Origin of the sequence: Klebsiella sp. K5-306 (assembly GCF_051835185.1) — a bacterium.
Classification (GTDB): domain Bacteria; phylum Pseudomonadota; class Gammaproteobacteria; order Enterobacterales; family Enterobacteriaceae; genus Klebsiella; species Klebsiella oxytoca.
Genome location: NZ_JAIFJY010000011.1, coordinates 176,409 through 197,943, shown reverse-complemented (window position 1 = coordinate 197,943; position 21,535 = coordinate 176,409). Strand labels below are relative to the sequence as shown.

The window sequence follows — 21,535 nt, the reverse complement described above, 5'->3', positions numbered from 1 at the left end:
GCGTTAGGCACCGTGTAGAATGACGAGTATGATAAAGCAAATTATAGGCTATGTCCCACAATTGACCGAGGCGTAAACGCTTTGTAACGTGCGGTCAGATATAGCTTAACTGGCGGCAGAGAGATTGGGGAGTCTATGCAGTATTTGGGTAAAATAATTGGCGTTGCGGTTGCGTTGATGATGGGCGGCGGCTTTTGGGGCGTGGTACTGGGCTTTTTAATCGGGCATATGTTTGACCGCGCGCGCAGCCGCCGGCTGAACGTCTTTGCCAACCAGCAGGAGCGCCAGTCGCTGTTCTTCTCGACGACGTTTGAAGTGATGGGGCACCTGACTAAATCTAAAGGGCGCGTCACCGAAGCCGATATCCACGTCGCCAATTTGCTGATGGATCGCATGAATCTTCATGGCGAAGCGCGGACGGCGGCACAGCACGCGTTTCGGGTAGGGAAATCAGATGATTATCCGCTGCGTGAGAAAATGCGCCAGCTGCGCAGCGTCTGTTTTGGCCGCTTTGATTTAATTCGGATGTTTCTGGAAATTCAGCTGCAGGCGGCTTTTGCCGATGGCGATCTGCATCCCAACGAGCGTGAAGTGCTGTTTGTGATTGCCGATGAGCTGGGCATCTCCCGCGCTCAGTTTGAGCAGTTCCTGCGCATGATGCAGGGCGGGGCGCAGTTCGGCGGCGGGTCGCAGCAGCAATCTTACGGCCAGCGCGGCGGCAACGCCGGCTGGCAGCAGGCGCAGCGCGGACCCACTCTGGAAGATGCCTGCAATGTGCTGGGGGTAAAACCGACTGATGATGCCGCCACCGTCAAGCGCGCCTATCGTAAGCTGATGAGCGAGCACCATCCGGATAAGCTGGTGGCGAAAGGGCTACCGCCGGAAATGATGGAGATGGCTAAGCAGAAAGCGCAGGAGATCCAGAAAGCCTGGGAGCTGATCAAAGAACAGCGCGGCTTCTGAACGACCGGCCTCTCCCGGGCGGGGGAGGCGTCACGATGGGCTGGCGGCGCGGCGGTACATACGCCGCGGATGGCCAATCTTGCCGTACAGCATTTCCACCTCCAGAAAGCCGATTTCCACGCAGTGCTCCAGATAGCGACGAGCCGTGGTTTTGCTCAATCCAGCCTCGCTCACCACGTCATCGACCGAAAAGCAGCGTTCTTGATCGCCGGTAAACAGATTTTGCACCAGCGCCAGCGTTTTTTCTTCAATCCCTTTACTACCGCTATCGGCACGATAGTTTTTGGCCTGTAGCTGATACAGCGAATCCACGTTCTGCTGGTCGACAATCTTCCACTCGCGCTGCTGATCGTAAAACTGCACAAACCGTTCAAGGGACTGGCTCAGGCGCTTCCATGACACCGGCTTAAGAATGTAGTCGAAGGCGCCGTTGCGGATTGCCAGACTACAGGTTTCCATATCGCTGGCGGCGGTGATAAAGATCACCGAACAGTTAGCCTGGGCCATGATCGGGTCGTTCATCAGCGTGACCCCTTTGCCGTCCGGCAGATAATTATCCAGCAACACCAGCTGGGGCGGTCTGGCGTTGAGTCTCTGCCGCGCCTGGGCGAGGGAGGCCGCCATGCCTGCCAGCCGCATGCGCGGGTGTTTTTGAATAAGCTCGGCGTGCAGCCGCGCCAGTTCGCTTTCATCTTCGATGATCAGAACATCGACCAGGTCATGATGCATAGTGCGTCTCTTCTTGCGGATGGGCTGGCCCGCTGGCGGGGATAAACAGCGTAAAAATCGCGCCGCGCGGGGCGTTGTCGGCCACTTCAATTGTGCCGCCGGCCTGGGTAACGTAGCGCTCAATAAGATACAGGCCAATACCGTGATCGCCGCGGGTTTTGGTGGTGACGCCGCGCTCAAAAATATGCTCGCGGATCTCCGGACGAATACCGACGCCGCGGTCGGCGACTTCAATCATTAATTCCCGGGCGTTGAGCTGAATCAGAATCTCGACCGGTTCGTGCGGCAGTTCGGCGCGCTGGGTAGCCTCAATAGCGTTATCCAGCAGATTACCGATGATAGAGATAAGCTCGGACTCCATCAATGACGGCAGCGGACGGTCAATGCGGCAGGCCGGGTCAAAGCTCAGTTCAACCCCTTTTTCCCGCGCGCGGGCGGCTTTGCCCAGCAGCAGACCGCACAGCGTCGGCGAATTAAAGTGCGATGAGATAAAGTCCAGCAGCTCCTGGGCATGCTCCGACTGCGCCTGAATGTAGCGAATCGCCTCATCATAGTGGCCCATATGCAGCAGGCCGGAAAGGGTGGTCATACGGTTCAGCTGTTCATGGCGCATGATGCGCAGATTATCAACGTAGCGCTTCACCTGGCTGAGCTGGGCGCTCAGCGAGTTGATTTCGTCGCGGTCGCGGAAAGTGATCACCCAGCCCTGCAGTTCACTCTCCAGCAGGATACGCACCCGGCTGGCGAGAACGGTCAGCTGATTAAAGCGGCACAGCTCGTCGTGGGTATCGTTTTCGAGCATCTCCCCGCTGGCGAAAAACGGCTGCGGCGTAATGACGCTATCGATAGACTTACCGCGCAGCTGATGCGCCGGCTGGCTCAGTCCGAGCAGGCTGCGGGCGGCATGATTTATCACTTCGATACGCCGGTGATGGTCAATTACGATCACCCCTTCGTATATCGACTCCATCATCGCCTTTTGCTGGCGCACCAGCAGGCCGATTTCCCGCGGCTCCAGCGAGAAAATTTGCTTCTTAATGCTGCGGGTGAAGTACCAGGAGAAGATAAACAGCGCAATCAACAGCAGCACTGCAGCGACAAAGATATTGATGACTTTTTCCAGCGTGATGCTGTCGAGATAGCTGGTAAGGTAGCCGACGGAAACAATACCGATGACCCGGCCCGCATCGTCGAAAATCGGCGCTTTGCTGCGCAGGGAAATCCCCAGTCCCCCTTTGCGGATGGTGGTGGCGCTTTTCCCCTCCAGCACCGGCTGGTTATCGCCGCCAACCAGCCGCGTGCCGACCCATTCCGGGTGGACCGAATGAAACAGATGCACGCCTCGCCTGTCGCCAATGACAATAAAGCTGGCGTCGCTGTGGGCGGCGATATTTTGCATAAAAGGTTTTATCGCCAGCGCGTCTTCACGCGCGACCTGTTGGCGTAAATCCGGCATCAGGGCAATTTCTTGCGCCTGTATTTTCGCGCGGGCGCTCATTTCCTGATAAAGCTGACGGCTGGCGTCAAAATAGTAATACACGCCCAGCAGCGCGAAAAGCACTGAGAAAAAAGCGACCAGTGAAATGAACAGCTTAAATTGAAATGAAACCTTCATAATTCTATTGCACCGTATCAGGGATGCGGCACTGTATCATCTTTGGCCATACCGACATCGTGGCTGAGGGAAAACGGTGACCCCCTTCGCAGGCGTCCGGAAACCACAATTATCTGCTGGCGCGGAATTTATCAAGGTTAATCAGGCGCTGGATTTAAAAACCTTAAAAACCACGGCAATAAATCAGAGCGGTTTCACAATAATAATAGAAACCATAAAAACCATAGTGACCATTAAAACTTCTTTTTTAATCTGCCGATCCTCACATTAACTCTGCGCATGGCCCTCTAACCTGAAAAATAATAATAACCAGAGGGCTTAATTATGAGCACCACAGACAATGCATTCTCTGCAACCATCGACCCTATCAATACCCCGAAAGCGCCGCTTAAGCAGCGCTGGTGGCATATCCTCGATAACTGGAAAGTCGGTATTATCCCGCTGCCGCTCTTTCTGCTGGCCGGCGGCCTGATTGCCCTGGACTGTTTAGGCGGCAAGCTGCCGAGCGATATCGTCGTGATGGTGGCGACGCTGGCCTTTTTCGGCTTTGCCTGCGGTGAATTCGGCAAACGCCTGCCGGTTCTGGGTAAGCTTGGCGCAGCGGCCATCTGCGCGACTTTTATTCCTTCTGCGCTGGTTCATTACGGCCTGCTGCCGGAGGTGGTGGTGGAATCGACCACCAAATTCTATAAGTCGACCAACATTCTTTATCTTTATATCTGTTGCATTATCGTCGGCAGCATTATGAGCATGAACCGCACCACGCTGATTCAGGGCTTTCTGCGAATTTTCTTCCCGATGCTGTGCGGAGAAATCGTCGGCATGGTCGTTGGCGTCGGCGTCGGTACCGCGCTGGGGCTGGAGCCGTTCCAGGTATTCTTCTTTATCGTCCTGCCGATCATGGCCGGCGGCGTCGGCGAGGGAGCGATCCCGCTGTCGATTGGCTACGCCGCGCTGATGCATATGGATCAGGGCGTGGCGCTTGGGCGCGTGCTGCCGATGGTGATGCTGGGCAGCCTGACGGCGATTGTTATCTCCGGCTGTTTAAATCAGCTGGGCAAGCGTTTTCCGCATTTGACCGGTGAGGGACAGCTGATGCCGAACCGCCGCAATGAGACGCATCGCGAAACGCCCGTCGAGGGCAAAATGGACGTAACGACGCTGGCCTCCGGCGCGCTGCTGGCGGTGCTGCTCTATATGCTGGGCATGCTGGGGCAGAAGACCATCGGCCTGCCCGCGCCGGTGGGCATGCTGTTCCTCGCGGTGCTGCTGAAGCTGGTGAACGGCGTCTCTCCGCGCCTGCAGGAGGGATCGCAGATGGTGTATAAGTTCTTCCGCACGGCGGTCACCTATCCGATTCTGTTTGCCGTCGGCGTGGCGATCACCCCGTGGCAGGAGCTGGTCAACGCGTTTACCGTAACCAATTTGCTGGTGATTATCAGCACCGTAACGGCGCTGGTGGCGACCGGTTTCCTGGTCGGCAAAAAGATTGGCATGTACCCGATTGACGTGGCGATTGTCTCCTGCTGCCAGAGCGGTCAGGGCGGTACCGGCGACGTGGCGATACTGACCTCCGGCAACCGCATGAACCTGATGCCGTTCGCGCAGATCGCAACCAGGATCGGCGGCGCGATTAATGTTTCGCTGGGTCTGCTGTTCCTCAGTCACTTTCTGGCCTGATTTAACTTTTTTATAACCGCTAAGTCTGCTTTTTCGTGCTAAATGGCGCAGAAAATATCTGCGCCCCGTCTCCAAAACAGGGATCGTTTAGCGATACAATCAGCGCCATTATTCGCGACTGCGACGGCAGCCTGTCCGCTGCCTGTAATTGAGTGAGGAGAGAAACAAATGTCAGTGGATACTCTCGCCCGTGAGGGCGTAAGCATGGAAGCGCTGCTGGCGGCGAAAGAGCAGCGCGCCGCGCGTCAGGCCGACTGGTTAGCCCATTATCAGCGGCCGGTGATTTCGCTGACCCTGGTGACCCCGGGCGCGGTGAAAGACAGCATTCGCTACCGTAATATGATGGGCGTAGCGCTGCAGGCCTGCGATCAGATGCTGTGGAAACACCGCTGGCAGACGCTGGATCGCCAGGTGCTGTGGCTGCCGACCGGTCCGGAAGCGCTGTGGTGCGTCGATCACGCCGCCAGTGAAATCAAAGCCTTCTGTACCGATCTTGAGCATACCCATCCGCTGGGCCGCCTGTGGGATATCGACGTTATTTGCCCGAAAGATGGCCTGGTTGGCCGTCAGTCAATGGGGGAAAACCAGCGCCGCTGCCTGCTGTGCGATGAACCTGCGCACGCCTGCGCGCGCAGCCGCCGTCATGACACCGGGGAGGTTGTCGCCCGCGTTGAGCAGATGATTGATGCGTGGTTTGCCCGCGACTAACGCCGGTGTTCCGCTGCGATGATGAGCGAAGAATTGCCCGGGTATGCCGCTGGCGGCAAGACCCGGGACAGATTTGAACGATCAGAAGTCGATCGGCGCGCGGAACGTCATCGTATTACCGAATGACGGATGTGTGATGGTCAGGGTTTCAGCGTGCAGCAGCAGACGCGGCGCCATGGCCAGCGCTTCCGGCGACGCATAAAAGCGGTCGCCAAGAATCGGATGGCCCAGCGCCAGCATATGCACGCGCAGCTGATGCGAACGCCCGGTAATCGGCTTCAGGCGCACGCGGGCGGTGTTGTCCGTCGCGAACTCCAGCACTTCATACTCGGTTTGCGCCGCTTTGCCGGTTTCGTAACACACCTTCTGCTTTGGCCGGTTCGGCCAGTCGCAAATCAGCGGTAAATCCACCAGACCCTCGGCTTTTTCCGGGTGCCCCCAGACGCGGGCGACGTACTGCTTTTTCGGCTCGCGTTCGCGGAACTGCCGCTTAAGCTCGCGCTCTGCCGCTTTGGTCAGGGCTACCACAATCACGCCGCTGGTCGCCATATCCAGCCGGTGCACCGACTCGGCCTGCGGGAAATCGCGCTGAATGCGCGTCATCACGCTGTCCTTGTGCTCAGCCAGCCGGCCCGGTACGGACAACAGGCCGCTTGGCTTGTTGACCACCATAATGTGCTCATCCTGGTAGAGGATAACCAGCCAGGGATCCTGCGGCGGATTGTAGTTTTCCATCGCCATATTCGCGTTCCGTTACTGGTGGGTGACCACGATTAAGCGCAGAGCATCCAGGCGCCAGCCTGCCTGCGCCAGCGCGTCCATGACTTGCTGACGGTTGCTCTCGATAGCCGCCAGTTCATCATCGCGGATGTTCGGGTTAACGGCGCGCAGCGCTTCAAGGCGCGACAGTTCGGCCGACAGCTTATCGTCGGCTTCTTGACGCGCGGCGTCGATCAGGGCCTGGGCCGCTTTGGCCACCTGGCCTTCGCCCTGCTGCAAAATGGCGTGGACGTCCTGCTGGACGGCGTTGACCAGCTTGCTGCCAGTGTGGCGGTTTACCGCGCTCAGCTGACGGTTAAAGCTTTCGAACTCCACCTGACCGGCAAGGTTGTTGCCGTTTTTGTCGAGCAGCATGCGCACCGGCGTCGGCGGCAGGAAGCGGTTGAGCTGCAGATGCTTCGGCGCCTGGGCCTCAACGACGTAAATCAGCTCCAGCAGCAGGGTACCTACCGGCAGCGCTTTGTTCTTCAGCAGCGAGATGGTGCTGCTGCCGGTATCGCCGGAGAGGATCAGATCCAGACCGTTGATAATCAGCGGATGCTCCCAGGTGATGAACTGCGCGTCTTCGCGGGACAGGGCGACGTCACGCTCAAAGGTAATGGTGCAGCCATCTTCCGGCAGGCCAGGGAAGTCCGGTACCAGCATATGGTCGGAGGGGGTCAGGACAATCAGGTTTTCACCACGGTCGTCCTGGTTGATGCCGACGATATCGAACAGGTTCATGGAGAAAGCGATCAGGCTGGTGTCGTCATCCTGTTCTTCAATGCTTTCCGCAAGCTGCTGGGCTTTTTCTCCGCCGTTGGAGTGGATCTCCAGCAGACGATCTCGGCCCTGTTCCAGCTGCGCTTTCAGCGCTTCATGCTGCTGGCGGCAGGCTTTGATCAGGTCGTCGAAGCCGTCGGTATTTTCCGGCGCGGCGAGATAGTTAATCAGTTCATTATGCACGCTGTCGTAAACGGTACGGCCGGTCGGGCAGGTGTGCTCGAACGCGTCCAGACCTTCGTGATACCAGCGCACCAGCACCGACTGGGCGGTTCTTTCCAGATACGGAACGTGGATCTGAATATCGTGGGCCTGGCCGATACGGTCAAGACGACCGATACGCTGCTCCAGCAGATCCGGGTTGAACGGCAGGTCGAACATCACCAGGTTGCTGGCGAACTGGAAGTTGCGGCCTTCCGAGCCGATTTCAGAACACAGCAGCACCTGAGCGCCGGTATCTTCCTCGGCGAACCAGGCGGCGGCGCGGTCGCGTTCGATAATGGACATCCCTTCGTGGAACACCGCGGCACGGATGCCTTCGCGCTCGCGCAGAACCTGCTCCAGCTGCAGCGCGGTGGCCGCTTTAGCGCAGATCACCAGCACTTTCTGCGAGCGGTGGCTGGTGAGATGGCCCATCAGCCATTCAACGCGCGGGTCAAAGTTCCACCAGGTACCGGTATCGCCTTCAAATTCCTGATAAATCTGCTCCGGATAGAGCATGTCGCGGGCGCGCTCTTCGGCCGTTTTGCGGGCACCCATAATGCCGGAAACCTTGATGGCCGTCTGGTACTGGGTCGGCAGCGGCAGACGAATCGTATGCAGCTCGCGTTTCGGAAAGCCTTTGACGCCGTTACGGGTATTGCGGAACAGCACGCGGCTGGTACCGTGGCGGTCCATCAGCATTGACACCAGCTCCTGACGAGCGGCCTGGGCATCATCGCGATCGCTGTTGGCGGCCTGCAATAACGGCTCGATATCCTGTTCGCCGATCAGATCGCTCAGCGCGTTCAGCTCGGCGTCGTTCAGCTTATTGCCGGCCAGCAGCAGGGCGACGGCGTCGGCAACCGGACGGTAGTTCTGCTGCTCTTCAACAAACTGGGCGAAGTCGTGGAAACGGTTGGGGTCGAGCAGGCGCAGACGGGCGAAATGGCTCTCCATTCCCAGCTGCTCCGGCGTCGCGGTGAGCAGCAGAATGCCCGGCACGCATTCGGCCAGCTGTTCAATCGCCTGATATTCCCGGCTCGGGGCGTCTTCGCTCCAGACCAGGTGGTGCGCTTCATCAACGACCATCAGATCCCACTCCGCTTCGCACAGGTGTTCCAGACGCTGCTTGCTGCGGCGTACGAAATCCAGCGAACAGATCACCAGCTGTTCGGTTTCAAACGGGTTAATTGCATCGTGCTGCGCTTCGGCATAGCGCTCATCGTCAAACAGCGAGAAGCGCAGGTTAAAGCGGCGCAGCATTTCCACCAGCCACTGGTGCTGCAGGGTTTCCGGAACGACAATCAGTACGCGTTCGGCGGCGCCGGAGAGCAGCTGCTGATGCAGGATCATCCCGGCTTCGATGGTTTTACCCAGACCCACTTCGTCCGCCAGCAGGACGCGCGGCGCATGGCGGCGGCCAACGTCATGAGCGATATTCAGCTGATGCGGGATCAGGCTGGTGCGCTGACCGCGCAGGCCGCTCCACGGCATGCGGTACTGTTCGCTCTGGAATTTGCGCGCGCGATAGCGCAGGGCAAAACGATCCATACGGTCAATCTGTCCGGCGAACAGACGGTCCTGCGGTTTGCTGAAAACCAGCTTGCTGTCGAGCAGCACTTCACGCAGGGTAACGTTGGCTTCCTGGGTGTCGAGTCGGGTGCCGGTGTAGGCCAGCAGGCCGTTCTCTTCATTAACTTCGTCAACCTGGAGTTGCCAGCCTTCATGGCTGGTGATGGTGTCGCCCGGGTTAAACATCACGCGGGTGATCGGGGAGTCGTTGCGTGCGTACAGACGGTTTTCGCCGATGGCGGGGAAAAGCAGGGTCACCATGCGCGCGTCCAGCGCAACGACCGTCCCTAATCCCAGTTCGCTCTCTGTGTCGCTAATCCAGCGTTGACCAAGTGTAAAAGGCATATATGTTCGGCTCTTTAGTTCTTTAATTGCAGGCAATAGTTGATCATCTCCATGGAGAATCGGAGATGCGTCAAAATTGGGTCCAGGAATGGAAAGGGCGCTATATTACTGGATGGCGGAACGTTCGTCACGTCCTCCTCACCCTTCATTTTGCGGCTTTTGTGCTGACGGAACGAGTGAGAAAAAATCAAAATAGCCCCAGTTGCCCCGTCACTATTGTAGCAAAATCGTCGTCGACAAAGGGAAGTATTCCTTCGGCGACAGGCTCTAATTGCTTAGAGAGATAGTGCTCATAATCCAGCGGCGACTGCTGATAATCCACTGGTTCCGGCCCGCCGGTAGTCCAGACGTATTTAATGCTGCCGCGCTGCTGATACTGCTGCGGTCTACCCAGCCGAACGTTGTGCTCATCAGCCAGCCGCGCCGCGCGCACGTGCGGCGGCACGTTGCGCTGATACTCCGCCAGCGGACGGCGCAGGCGTTTGCGATAGACCAGTCGATCGTCAAGCTCGCCGTTCATCAGCTTATCAATGGTTTCGCGCACATAATCGCGATAGGGCTGATGGCGGAAAATGCGCAGATAAAGCTCCTGCTGAAACTGCTGGGCCAGCGGCGTCCAGTCGGTGCGTACCGTCTCCAGGCCTTTAAACACCATGCGCTGCTCGCTGCCTTCCTGAATCATCCCGGCGTAGCGCTTTTTACTGCCGGTATCCGCGCCGCGAATGGTAGGCATGAGAAAGCGGCAGAAGTGGGTTTCAAACTCCAGCTCCAGGGTGCTGGCGAGCCCCTCTTTGCCCAGCTCCGTCGCCCACCATTCGTTGACGAAGGCCACCAGCGACCGACCGATAGCGCCAGCTTCCTCTTCGCTGTGGGCCCGCTTGAGCCACACGAAGGTGGAGTCGGTATCGCCGTAGATAACGTCATAGCCCTGGGATTCAATCAGCGCTTTGGTCTGGCGCATAATCGCGTGACCGCGCATGGTAATGGAAGAGGCCAGGCGCGGATCGAAAAAGCGGCAGGCACTGGTGCCGAGCACGCCGTAGAAGGCGTTCATAATGATCTTCAGCGCCTGCGACAGCGGTTTGTTTTTATGCAGCTTGGCTTCGTCGCGCCCGTGCCAGATCTGCCCGACAATCCCCGGCAGGCAGTGCTTATCTCGCGAGAAGCGCGCGCCGAGAAAGCCTTCGGTGCTGTGAGCGTCATCGGGCTGCGCCAGACCTTCAACCAGCCCCACCGGGTCGATCAGGAAGGTGCGGATAATCGACGGGTACAGGCTTTTGTAGTCCAGCACCAGCACAGAATCGTACAGACCGGGGCGTGAATCCATTACGTAGCCGCCAGGGCTGGCCTGCGGCGGCACTTCTCCGAAGTTCGGCGCGACGTAGCCGAGCCGGTGCATGCGTGGAAAATAGAGGTGGCTGAAGGCGGCGACCGAACCACCGTGGCGATCCGCAGGCAGGCCGTTGACCGTCGCGCGCTCCAGCAAAAACGGCATGATCTCGGTTTTATGGAAGATGCGGGTGACCAGCTCGCAGTCTTGCAGGTTGTAGGTGGCCAGCGCCGGTTTATCCTGGTGAAAACGGCGGTCGATTTCATCCATCCGATCCCAGGGATTATCAATGGCTTTGCCCTCGCCGAGCAGCTCGCGGGCGACCGATTCCAGCGCAAAAGAGGAGAAGTTCCAGAACGCGGATTTCAGCGCCTCAATGCCGTCGATAATCAGGCGGCCGTTGGCCTGAGCAAAGAAGACGCCATTCTTAAAACCGTGTTCGCGCCACTCCAGTTCGCTGTTGCCGCGCCCGAGCAGCAGCGGGATGCGATAGCGCTCGGCGTGCTTTTGCAGGACGCGTAAATCGAACTGCACCACGTTCCAGCCGATCAGCACGTCCGGGTCGTGAGCGGCAAACCAGGCGTTAAGCTTTTCCAGCAGCAGCGGGCGGCTGGCGACGTACTCTAGCTGGAAGTTGACGGCAGGGGGCGAGGCGGGCTCCGGCCCGAGCATATAGACAACCCGCTGGCCGCAGCCTTCAAGACCGATGCAGTAGAGCTCGCCGTGGCGGCTGGTTTCAATATCCAGCGAAACCCATTTTAGCGGCGGGCGGTAGTGGGGATTGGGCTTCATCCGGGCGTTGACCAGCTGCTGGCCGCGCGACTCGCCTTCAACCCACACCGGGGCGGTGATAAAGCGCTCCATCAGATAGCGCTCCGGCGGGCGAACGTCGCCTTCATAAACCGTGACGCCGTTTTCGCGCAGCTTTTTTTCCAGCCGCATCAGCTGGCGGTGAGCGCGGCAGTAAAGGCCAAAAACCGGCTGGCGATGAAAATCTTTCAGGCTGAGCGGGGCAAGGCGATGGCCGTTTTCCCCCTGCAGCAGGCGTTCAACCTGCGTGCGCTGGGATTCAGGGATAAACGCCACGGACTCCTGGGGCGGCAGCGTGACCTCAAGCGGGCCGTCATCGGTCGCCAGCCAGAAAGTCAGTTCGGTGCCCTGCGGGGTATCCCGCCAGTGACGGGTCAGTAAAAAACCTTCTCGTGGCTGCGTCACGCCGTGCTCTCATCAGTAAAAACCAGGCCTGATTATAGCCTGGTTCACCGAGTAATGCTGGGATTTTATACAGGTGTGGCGCGGGCTATCTCCCGGAGGCGGCGCTGCGCACCAGTCCGGGCTACCAGTCCTGCAGACGGCTGCGCACCTGTAGCCCGGCTAAGCGCAGCGCGAGCCGGGGAGAGCGCGGGTTTATTGCCCGTAATAGGCTTTCGCGCCGTGCTTGCGCAGATAGTGTTTATCCAGCAGCGTCTGCTGCATCTCCGGCAGCTGCGGCGCCAGCTGGCGGCAGAAGATGCCCATATAGGCGATCTCTTCCAGCACAATGGCGTTATGCACTGCGTCTTCGGCGTTTTTACCCCAGGCAAACGGCCCGTGAGAGTGCACCAGCACGCCGGGCATTTGCGCCGGATCGATGCCTTTTTCACGAAAGGTTTCGACGATCACTTCGCCGGTTTGCCACTCGTACTCGCCGTTGATCTCGTCGTCGGTCATCAGGCGGGTGCAGGGAACCGCGCCGTAGAAATAGTCGGCGTGGGTCGTGCCGGTAGCGGGAATCGACTGTCCGGCCTGCGCCCAGATGGTGGCGTGACGCGAATGAGTGTGGACAATACCGCCCAGCGTCGGGAATGCCTGATACAGCAGACGGTGGGTCGGGGTATCAGACGAGGGTTTTTTCTGGCCTTCAACCACTTCGCCGGTCTCCAGGCTGACCACCACCATATCCTCGGCGGTCATGACGCTGTAGTCGACGCCTGAGGGTTTAATCACCAGCACGCCCCGTTCACGGTCGACGGCGCTGACGTTGCCCCAGGTGAGAGTGACCAGATTGTGCTTTGGCAGGGCCAGGTTGGCTTCGAGAACCTGGCGTTTAAGATCTTCTAACATAATGTGCTCCGAATAGCTGGCGAGTCAGCTTCTCCTCACCCCGACCCTCTCCCGGAGGGCCAGGGAGGAAGCCGTCCCGTGCCCGAACTTTTCTTCCCGGTTCAAGGGTAGGGGAGAAAAGCAGTTTCGCGCCCGAGCGGTACCCTCTCCTTATGGGAGAGGGTAAGGGTGAGGGGACGATCTCTTAGCGTTTTGAACCGTAATACACTTCGTTCCAGCGCAGCGCATCCTTGAAGGAGGGCAGGCGGGTCTCGTTGTCAATCACGGTCAGTTCGATATCCTGTAGCTCTGCGAACTGGCGCATATCATCAAGGGTCAGCGCATGGCTGAAGACGGTATGGTGCGCGCCGCCAGCAATGATCCAGGCCTCGGACGCGGTGCGCAGATCCGGATGGGCTTTCCACAGCGCATTGGCCACCGGTAGCTTCGGCAGCTCGTGCGGCGTTTTCACCGTCTCAATGGTGTTCACCAGCAGACGATAGCGATCGCCGAGATCGATCAGGCTGGCGACGATCGCCGGGCCGGTCTGGGTGTTGAAGATGATGCGTGCTGGATCGGCTTTCCCGCCGATGCCCAGCGGCTGCACGTCGAGAATCGGTTTCTCCGCGGTAGCGATGGTCGGGCAGACTTCCAGCATATGCGAGCCCAGCGCCAGATCGTTGCCTTTCTCGAAGTGGTAGGTGTAATCCTCCATAAAGGAGGTGCCGCCCTGCAGACCGGTTGCCATCACCTTCATGATGCGAAGCAGGGCGGCGGTTTTCCAGTCGCCTTCGCCCGCAAAGCCGTAGCCCTGCTGCATCAGACGCTGTACGGCGAGACCCGGAAGCTGTTTCAGGCCGTGCAAATCTTCAAAGGTGGTAGTAAAGGCGTGGAAGCCGCCCTGTTCCAGGAAGCGCTTCATCCCCAGCTCAATGCGTGCGGCATCAAGAAGGTTCTGCCGCTTATCACCGTGGATTTGCACCGCTGGCGTCAGGCGATAGCTGCTTTCATACTCATCGACCAGGGCGCTGATTTCGCCATCGGTGACCGCATTGACGACCTGTACCAGGTCGCCCACCGCCCAGGTGTTAACCGAGAAACCAAACTTAATCTGCGCGGCGACTTTATCCCCGTCGGTGACCGCCACTTCACGCATGTTATCGCCGAAACGGCACACTTTCAGGTGGCGGGTATCCTGTTTCGAAACCGTCTGACGCATCCATGCGCCGATGCGCTGATGGGCTTCTTTATCCTGCCAGTGGCCGGTTACCACGCTGTGTTGCTGACGCATCCGCGCGCCGATGAAGCCAAATTCGCGGCCGCCGTGGGCGGTCTGGTTCAGGTTCATAAAGTCCATATCGATGCTGTCCCACGGCAGCGCCGCGTTGAACTGGGTATGGAACTGCATCAGCGGTTTATTCAGGATCGTGAGGCCGTTGATCCACATTTTCGCCGGTGAGAAGGTATGCAGCCACACCACCATTCCGGCGCACTTATCATCGTAGTTTGCGTCGCGACAGATATGGGTGATCTCATCCGGCGTGGTACCCAGCGGCTTAAGCACCAGTTTGCACGGCAGTTTGGCTTCCGCATTCAGGCTGTTCACCACATGTTCTGCGTGCTTTGTCACCTGGCGTAGCGCTTCAGGGCCATACAGATGCTGGCTACCGATGACGAACCACACTTCATAATTATCAAAAATTGTCATTTTCATGTCCTTAATGGGTGAAGGCTGCCTGAGATTGCGGCGCGGATTCCGCTTTTGCAGTCGAAGGGAGGTAACGTTGTTCCGCGCTGAGCGACCACTGCTGGTAGCGCTGATAGAGTTGTTCAAAACGTTGCGCCTGCGCCGGGCGAGGCTGCAGGGTGCTTTCCACCCGGCTGGCCATTTGCTCCTGCGCGGCAGGAATATCGTGGTAGACGCCGGCAGCAACGGCGGCGAAGATAGCCGCGCCCAGCGCGCAGCACTGATCGGACGCGACGATTTGCAGCGGGCGATTCAGCACATCGCAGCAGGCCTGCATGATCACCGGGTTTTTGCGCGCGATGCCGCCGAGCGCCATCACGTTATTGACCGGGATCCCCTGTTCGGTGAAGCACTCCATAATGGCGCGGGCGCCGAAGGCGGTGGCGGCAATCAGCCCGCCGAACAGCGCCGGGGCGTCGGTGGCGAGGTTCAGATCGGTAATGACCCCTTTCAGACGCTGGTTGGCATTCGGCGTACGGCGCCCGTTAAACCAGTCCAGCACTACCGGCAGGTGGTCGAGAGACGGATTTTTCGCCCATGCGTCGGTCAGCGCGGGCAGCAGCTGTTTCTGGCTGGCTTTGATCTGTTCTTTAAGTTCCGGGTGGGCCTGCGCCAGCTGCTCCAGCGGCCAGCCGAGAATGCGGCCAAACCAGGCGTAGATGTCGCCAAAGGCGGATTGCCCCGCTTCCATACCGATAAAGTCAGGCACGACGCTACCATCAACCTGGCCGCAAATGCCCTTTACCGTGCGCTCGCCAACGCTCTGTTTATCGGCGATCAGAATGTCGCAGGTGGAGGTGCCGATAACTTTAACCAGCGCATTTGGCTGCGCTCCGGCGCCGACGGCGCCCATATGGCAGTCGAATGCGCCGCCGGAGATGGCGACGGTTTGCGGCAGGCCCAGACGCGCGGCCCATTCGGTGGTCAGCGTGCCGACCGGCAGATCCGCAGTCCAGGTCTCGCTGAACATCGGGTAGGCCAGGTTCCGGTTAATTATCGGGTCAAGTTCATCGAAGAACCCGGCTGGCGGCAGGCCGCCCCAGCTTTCATGCCAAAGGGATTTATGCCCGGCGCTGCAGCGGCCGCGGCGAATATCCTGCGGGCGCGTCGTCCCGGAAAGCAGGGCCGGCACCCAGTCGCACAGCTCAATCCACGACGCGGCGGCCTCGGCGACGGCGCGGTCCTGGCGAGTCACGTGGAGAATCTTGGCCCAGAACCATTCGCTGGAGTAGATACCGCCGATATAGCGGGAGTAATCTTCTTTGCCGGGCTGGTGGCACAGGCGGGTAATTTCCTCCGCCTCCTCCACCGAGGTATGGTCTTTCCACAGCACGAACATGGCGTTGGGGTTGTTGGCGAACTCTTCGCGCAGCGCCAGCACGTTGCCGTCAGCGTCGATGGGCGCGGGTGTTGAGCCGGTGCTATCAACGCCGATACCTACGACGGCAGCGCGCTGTTCGGCGCTAAGGGCGGCGAGGACGTTTTTCAGCGCGGCTTCCATTGATTCGATATAGTCGCGTGGATGATGACGGAACTGGTTGTTCGGGCCATCGCAGAATAGCCCCTCCTGCCAGCGCGGATACCACTCGACGCTTGCGGCGAGCTCTTCGCCGGTCGCGCACTCTACCGCCAGGGCGCGTACTGAATCACTGCCAAAATCGAGGCCAATCGCAATTGCCATACTGTTACTCCATGCTAAAAATCATTCATGGTGCAACAGTAGATATCTGGGCTGAAAACCGTCAGGCCGTATTCGCTAATCTTATGGACTATATTGCTGTGAAGCTGCAAAGTGTGACGCCGTGCAAATATTCAATGTGGACTTTCCTGCCGTCTTTATAGACACTTCAGTTATGCGCCAAAAGTGCCTGAATTGTGCGCCTTGCTCAGTTTTTGCCGAGATGAGGCGGGTTTTAATCCGATTTCTAACGTGCGTCGCAGTACGGGTCTTCAGCCTGAGGATAAAATACAAGGTATGGACAATTGGTGTCCTTAATGTCTCCGGGAGAGCAGAGTTTATGGCCGAAACGCAAAACGATCCTTTGTTGCCGGGTTACTCTTTTAATGCCCATCTGGTGACGGGCCTGACGCCGATTGAGGCCGACGGCTATCTGGATTTCTTTATTGACCGTCCGCTGGGCATGAAGGGCTATATCCTTAATCTGACGATCCGCGGCGAAGGGGTGATCAATAACCACGGGGAGCAGTTTATCTGCCGCCCCGGCGATATGCTGCTGTTTCCGCCGGGAGAGATACACCACTACGGCCGCCATCCCGATGCCCGCGAGTGGTATCACCAGTGGGTCTATTTCCGGCCGCGCGCCTACTGGCATGAATGGCTTAACTGGCCAACGATTTTTGCCCAGACCGGCTTTTTCCGCCCGGATGAGCAGTGGCAGGCGCGCTTTGGCGAGCTGTTCGGGCAGATTGTGGAGGCCGGGCAGGGCGCGGGGCGTTATTCCGAGCTGCTGGCGATCAATCTTATGGAGCAACTGCTGCTGCGCCGTATGGAGGCCATCAATGAATCGCTGCATCCGCCGCTGGATAACCGGGTGCGCGATGCCTGCCAGTACATCAGCGATCATCTGGCGGACAGCCATTTCGACATTGCCAGCGTCGCCCAGCACGTGTGCCTGTCGCCGTCGCGCCTGTCGCATCTGTTCCGCCAGCAGTTAGGGATCAGCGTACTGGGGTGGCGGGAGGATCAGCGCATTAGCCAGGCCAAGCTGCTGCTGAGCACGACGCGGATGCCGATCGCTACCGTTGGCCGTAACGTCGGTTTTGAGGACCAGCTCTACTTTTCGCGCGTGTTTAAGAAATGCACCGGCGCCAGCCCGAGCGAGTTTCGCGCTGGGTGTGAATAAAAAGTAAAGAAAGTGAAATGATGGCCCGGATTTTTAACACAGCCAGTAAACTATACAAACAAATGATGGCTTGACGAAGTATGAACGGCTCCGGAGAATCCGTGCTTCGTTTTTAATCCGGGTACATTATGCAAGCATTGCTGGAACACTTTATTACTCAATCGACGGTCTATTCCCTGATAGCCGTTCTGCTGGTCGCCTTCCTCGAGTCGCTGGCGCTGGTGGGGCTTATCTTACCGGGAACGGTGATGATGGCCGGATTGGGGGCGCTGATCGGCAGCGGAGAGGTTAACTTCTGGCAGGCGTGGCTGGCGGGGATTATCGGCTGTTTGCTCGGCGACTGGATATCATTCTGGCTTGGCTGGCGGTTTAAAAAGCCGCTGCATCGCTGGTCTTTTTTAAAGAAAAACAAAGCGCTGCTGGATAAAACCGAACATGCGCTGCATCAGCACAGCATGTTTACCATTTTGATTGGCCGCTTTGTCGGGCCAACGCGCCCGCTGGTGCCGATGGTCGCCGGGATGCTCGATCTGCCGGTCGCGAAATTCATTCCGCCGAATATCATTGGCTGCCTGCTATGGCCGCCGCTCTACTTCTTACCGGGGATACTAGCCGGGGCGGCAATTGATATTCCGGCCGATGAGAATAGCGCCAGCTTTAAGTGGCTGCTGCTGGGGGCGGCGCTGCTGGCGTGGCTGGCGGCGTGGCTATGCTGGCGATTGTGGCGCAGCGCCAAAAGCGCCGGCGATCGTCTCACCCGCTTTCTGCCGCGTTCGCGCCTGCTGTGGATCGCGCCGCTGATGGTATGCGCCGCCGTCGCGGCCCTGGTGCTCGCCTTCCGTCATCCGCTGATGCCGGTCTATCTCGACATCCTGCATAAGGTTATTTTGCGCTAATTCCCAGTAGCGCCGAGGCGCTGCTGCTGCCGTTGAGCAGCGCGGCGGTCTCGCCATCCCAGGCAATCCGTCCCTCAGCCACGACCACCGACCGCGGCGCGATACGCGCGGCATCTTCCACGCTGTGCGAGACCATTAACAGCGTCAGCTGCTGTTGCCGGCAGATGTCGGCAACCAGGGTCAGCATCTCCTGACGCAGCGCGGGATCGAGCGCGGAGAAGGGCTCATCCAGCAGCAGTACCGGCTGCTGGCGTACCAGACAGCGCGCCAGCGCCGCACGCTGACGCTGGCCGCCGGAAAGCTCGCCCGGCAGCCGCTCTAACAAGGCGTCGATTCCCATCTGCCCGGCAATGGCCTGCAGGCGGGCGGTCTGCGTCGCGTTCAGCTTGAGCCCCGGATGCATTCCCAGAGCAATGTTCTGGCGGATGGTGAGATGGTTAAACAGATTATTTTCCTGAAACAGCATCGATACCGGGCGACGCGCGGGCGGCGTGTAGGTATGGGGCTGACCATCGATCTCGATACTGCCGCTGGCAGGCGGCAGAAAACCGGCAATCAGGTTCAGCAGCGTACTTTTCCCGGCGCCGCTGGGGCCAAGAACCGCAATGCGCTCACCGCGTTCGACGGCAAGCGTGAAACGCATCGGCAGATGCTGATAAAGCCAGGTCACATCATTCAGTTTTAGCATCGCGTCCCGGAAGTTTTTCAATCACGCTAAAGAGTAAAAAGCACAGCAGCAGAAGCAGGAGGGCGGTGACGGCGCCGTCCTGGCTGCGATAAGAGCCAATTTGCTGATACAGATAAAAGGGCAGAGTACGAAAATCTTCGTTGCCGAACAGCGCTACGACGCCGAAATCGCCAATCGACAGCACGCAGGCGAAGGCCAGCGCCTGGGCCAGCGGCCGTTTTAAAGCGCGAAGCTCGACCACCCGGAGGCGGGTAAAGCCGTGCATCCCCAGCGACTCGCAGAGGGTACCGTAGCGGGCGGCGATATCGCGCATCGGGTTTTCCAGCACCTTAAGCGCGTAGGGGATCGCCATCAGCGCATTGGTGAAAACGACGATGGCGTCGGCGGATTCCGGCAGGCCCACGCTATTATTGAGCAGCAGGAAGAAACCGGTGGCCAGCACGATGCCCGGCATGGCGAGGATCAGCATGCCGCTCAGCTCAAGCGCCTGACCGGCGAGAGGGCGACGGCGGGCGCGGAGCTCACGGCTGCTCCACAGCAGCATCATGGTCAGGATGACGCTTAAGAGTCCGGCGGCAAGGGCGATACGCAGCGATGTCCACAGCGCCTGCCAAAGCGCGGGCTGCTGCAGCACGCTAAACAGATTGCTGTTCAGCCCGTCGCCTATCACCGCCAGCAGCGGCGGTAGCAGCAGTAAAAGCGCAGCGCCGATCAGCGCCGTGTCGCACAGCCGGCTATATAGCCGGTCGTCGGGATCGCGCCAGCCGCGGATATGACTGGCCCCGATGGCGAGCGCTTTACTCAGGCGCTGGCTAAGCAACACCAGCCCGAGACAGCAGATCATCTGGATAAGCGCCAGCATCGCCGCGCGCGCCGGGTCGTAGTCGAAATTGAGAGCCTGGTAAATCGCCAGCTCGATCGTCGTGGCCCGCGGACCTCCGCCCAGCGACAGCACGGTCGCAAAGCTGGCGAAACAGAGCATAAAGATCAGCGCCGCAACCGGCGGGATTTGCCGCCGCAGCCACGGCCATTCAACCAGCCGGAAAAAGACGTAGCCGCGCATGCCGAGCTGGGCGGCGATTTGCCGCTGCTCGCCGGGGATATTTTCCAGCGTCTGCAGCAGCAGGCGCGTAGCCATCGGCATATTAAAGAACACGTGCGCCAGCAGGATCCCCTGTAGCCCGTAGGGCGAGAATTCCCACTGCCAGCCGAACGCGTTGCATAATTCAGCCAGCCATCCCTGACGACCGTAGACGCTCAGAATACCGAAGACCGCCACCAGTACCGGCAGGATTAAGGTCATCGCGCAAAGGCGCAGCAGCAGCGTGCGCCCGGGGAAACGTCGCCGGTACAGAGCGCGGGCGAGGAATATCGCCGGTAGCACCGAAAAAAGCGCGGAAAGGAAGGCTTGCAAGAAGGAGAAACGCACCACGTGCCAGAGATAGCCGTCGCTGATAAGCGCTTTCCAGGTGGTCTCCGGGGCGCTGAACCATAGCGCCAGAAAGGCGGCCAGCGCCACGACGACCAGAACGATGGCCGCCGTGAGTCCCGGCAGGAGCCAGCCGAAAGCTAGCGGCTGACGGCGCGTTGCCATGCGCTAATCCAGTTCTGACGTTCGGCGGCCACCTGTTGCGGTGTAAATTCGAGGGTCGTCTGCGGTTTCATCAGCGCGTCAAAGCCTGGCGGAAGCGCAACCTGAGTGACCGGATACATCCAGTTGCCGGTGGGGATCGCATTCTGGAAGCCCGGCGATACCATAAATTTGAGGAATTTTTCCGCCAGTTCCGGCTGCTTGCTGGCCGCGGTGCGGGCGGCGACTTCGACCTGCAAATAGTGTCCTTCAGCGAAGTTTGCCGCGGCGTAGTTATCCTTCTTCTCTTCGATAATGTGGTAAGCCGGGGAGGTGGTGTAGCTCAGCACCAGATCGCTTTCGCCTTTCAGGAACAGGCCGTAGGCTTCGCTCCAGCCTTTGGTGACGGTGACGGTTTTCGCCGCCAGCTTCTGCCAGGCTTCCGGCGCTTTATCGCCGTAGACTTTTTGCATCCACAGCAGCAGGCCCAGACCCGGCGTGCTGGTACGCGGATCTTCATAAATCACCCGCCATTTTTGCTCGCCCTCAACCAGCTCTTTCAGGCTCCTGGGCGGATTTTTCAGCTTGTTTTTATCGTAAACAAAGGCGAAATAGCCGTAATCGAACGGGACGAAGGTGTCGTTGTTCCAGCCGCCGGGTACGTTCACCGCGCTGGCAGGGACGCCGCTTTTGGCGAACAGCTTACTTTGCGAAGCCGCTTCCAGCAGGTTGTTATCCAGCCCCAGCACTACGTCGGCTTTGCTGTTTTTGCCTTCCATCCGCAGACGATTGAGCAGCGAGACGCCATCTTCCAGCGCCACGAACTTCAGCTCGCAGCCGCAGTCGGCTTCAAAGGCTTTTTTAACCGCCGGGCCAGGGCCCCAGTCGGCGGAGAATGAGTCGTAGGTATAAACGGTGAGCAGCGGTTTGGCAAAAGCGGGCGCGGCGGCCAGCGCCAGCAGGGGGAGTAATTTTTTCAACACTTTGCACCTCAGAAAAAGGG

The 21,535-nt window shown here is 59.0% G+C and carries 16 protein-coding genes; 5 read left to right on the top strand and 11 right to left on the bottom strand.

Features of this window, described 5'->3' with window-relative positions:
- Positions 1-135: 135 nt before the first annotated feature.
- On the top strand, positions 136-963 hold the full coding sequence (gene djlA / locus K2184_RS18015; RefSeq protein ID WP_004108210.1) for a co-chaperone DjlA: 828 nt from the start codon (positions 136-138) through the stop codon (positions 961-963).
- Between the two features lie 30 nt (positions 964-993).
- Here djlA and K2184_RS18010 read toward each other — a convergent pair whose 3' ends face one another.
- A complete protein-coding gene (locus tag K2184_RS18010; protein WP_049593850.1) occupies positions 994-1,692 on the bottom strand; it encodes a response regulator in 699 nt (232 codons plus the stop codon).
- Complete coding sequence (locus K2184_RS18005; RefSeq protein ID WP_004108206.1) at positions 1,682-3,307, bottom strand: ATP-binding protein; 1,626 nt, start codon at positions 3,305-3,307, stop codon at positions 1,682-1,684. Before K2184_RS18005 ends, K2184_RS18010 begins: the two co-directional genes overlap by 11 nt.
- 324 nt (positions 3,308-3,631) lie before the next feature.
- On the opposite strand from K2184_RS18005, the gene K2184_RS18000 reads away from it, so the two are divergent.
- Both K2184_RS18000 and citX read left to right on the top strand, forming a co-directional pair.
- The gene (locus K2184_RS18000) at positions 3,632-4,987 is read left to right on the top strand and encodes a 2-hydroxycarboxylate transporter family protein (protein ID WP_004108203.1); all 1,356 of its coding nucleotides are present in this window, start codon (positions 3,632-3,634) and stop codon (positions 4,985-4,987) included.
- 168 nt (positions 4,988-5,155) lie between these two features.
- Positions 5,156-5,695: a citrate lyase holo-[acyl-carrier protein] synthase gene (gene citX, locus K2184_RS17995; protein WP_017145010.1), complete on the top strand. Its 540-nt coding sequence runs from the start codon at positions 5,156-5,158 to the stop codon at positions 5,693-5,695.
- A gap of 81 nt (positions 5,696-5,776) precedes the next feature.
- On the opposite strand, the gene rluA is transcribed toward citX, so the two are convergent.
- From rluA to araB, 6 genes are all read right to left on the bottom strand, one after another.
- Complete coding sequence (rluA, locus tag K2184_RS17990; RefSeq protein WP_004108199.1) at positions 5,777-6,436, bottom strand: bifunctional tRNA pseudouridine(32) synthase/23S rRNA pseudouridine(746) synthase RluA; 660 nt, start codon at positions 6,434-6,436, stop codon at positions 5,777-5,779.
- A 12-nt stretch (positions 6,437-6,448) separates the two neighbouring features.
- Positions 6,449-9,355 (bottom strand): RNA polymerase-associated protein RapA, encoded by a 2,907-nt coding sequence (gene rapA, locus K2184_RS17985; protein ID WP_004108196.1) that lies wholly within the window; start codon positions 9,353-9,355, stop codon positions 6,449-6,451.
- Positions 9,356-9,542: 187 nt separating this feature from the next.
- Positions 9,543-11,900 carry a DNA polymerase II gene (gene polB / locus K2184_RS17980; RefSeq protein WP_142448031.1) on the bottom strand — a complete coding sequence of 786 codons (2,358 nt, stop codon included), beginning with the start codon at positions 11,898-11,900 and terminating at the stop codon, positions 9,543-9,545.
- Positions 11,901-12,092: 192 nt separating this feature from the next.
- Positions 12,093-12,788, bottom strand: a complete 696-nt coding sequence (gene araD, locus K2184_RS17975) for an L-ribulose-5-phosphate 4-epimerase (RefSeq protein WP_017145008.1) — start codon at positions 12,786-12,788, stop codon at positions 12,093-12,095.
- 184 nt (positions 12,789-12,972) lie between these two features.
- Positions 12,973-14,475, bottom strand: coding sequence for an L-arabinose isomerase (gene araA, locus K2184_RS17970; RefSeq protein WP_163524566.1), 1,503 nt, complete (start codon positions 14,473-14,475; stop codon positions 12,973-12,975).
- Between the two features lie 10 nt (positions 14,476-14,485).
- The gene (gene araB / locus K2184_RS17965; RefSeq protein ID WP_049593854.1) at positions 14,486-16,195 is read right to left on the bottom strand and encodes a ribulokinase; all 1,710 of its coding nucleotides are present in this window, start codon (positions 16,193-16,195) and stop codon (positions 14,486-14,488) included.
- Between the two features lie 337 nt (positions 16,196-16,532).
- Between araB and araC the strand changes: the two genes are divergently transcribed.
- Entirely contained in the window at positions 16,533-17,378 is an 846-nt protein-coding gene (gene araC / locus K2184_RS17960; protein WP_004098545.1) for an arabinose operon transcriptional regulator AraC, read from the top strand.
- A gap of 128 nt (positions 17,379-17,506) precedes the next feature.
- Positions 17,507-18,274: a DedA family protein gene (locus K2184_RS17955; RefSeq protein ID WP_004108185.1), complete on the top strand. Its 768-nt coding sequence runs from the start codon at positions 17,507-17,509 to the stop codon at positions 18,272-18,274.
- Here the strand turns inward: K2184_RS17955 and thiQ are convergent.
- The 3 genes from thiQ to thiB are packed head-to-tail and all read right to left on the bottom strand — an operon-like array spanning position 18,261 to position 21,515.
- Positions 18,261-18,962 carry a thiamine ABC transporter ATP-binding protein ThiQ gene (gene thiQ, locus K2184_RS17950; protein ID WP_016807509.1) on the bottom strand — a complete coding sequence of 234 codons (702 nt, stop codon included), beginning with the start codon at positions 18,960-18,962 and terminating at the stop codon, positions 18,261-18,263. The two genes, K2184_RS17955 and thiQ, sit on opposite strands and share 14 nt — an antisense overlap.
- Positions 18,946-20,556 (bottom strand): thiamine/thiamine pyrophosphate ABC transporter permease ThiP, encoded by a 1,611-nt coding sequence (gene thiP / locus K2184_RS17945; protein ID WP_163524564.1) that lies wholly within the window; start codon positions 20,554-20,556, stop codon positions 18,946-18,948. The genes thiQ and thiP overlap by 17 nt, the downstream gene beginning before the upstream one ends.
- Complete coding sequence (gene thiB, locus K2184_RS17940) at positions 20,532-21,515, bottom strand: thiamine ABC transporter substrate binding subunit (protein WP_004108177.1); 984 nt, start codon at positions 21,513-21,515, stop codon at positions 20,532-20,534. The genes thiP and thiB overlap by 25 nt, the downstream gene beginning before the upstream one ends.
- Between the last annotated feature and the right edge of the window lie 20 nt (positions 21,516-21,535).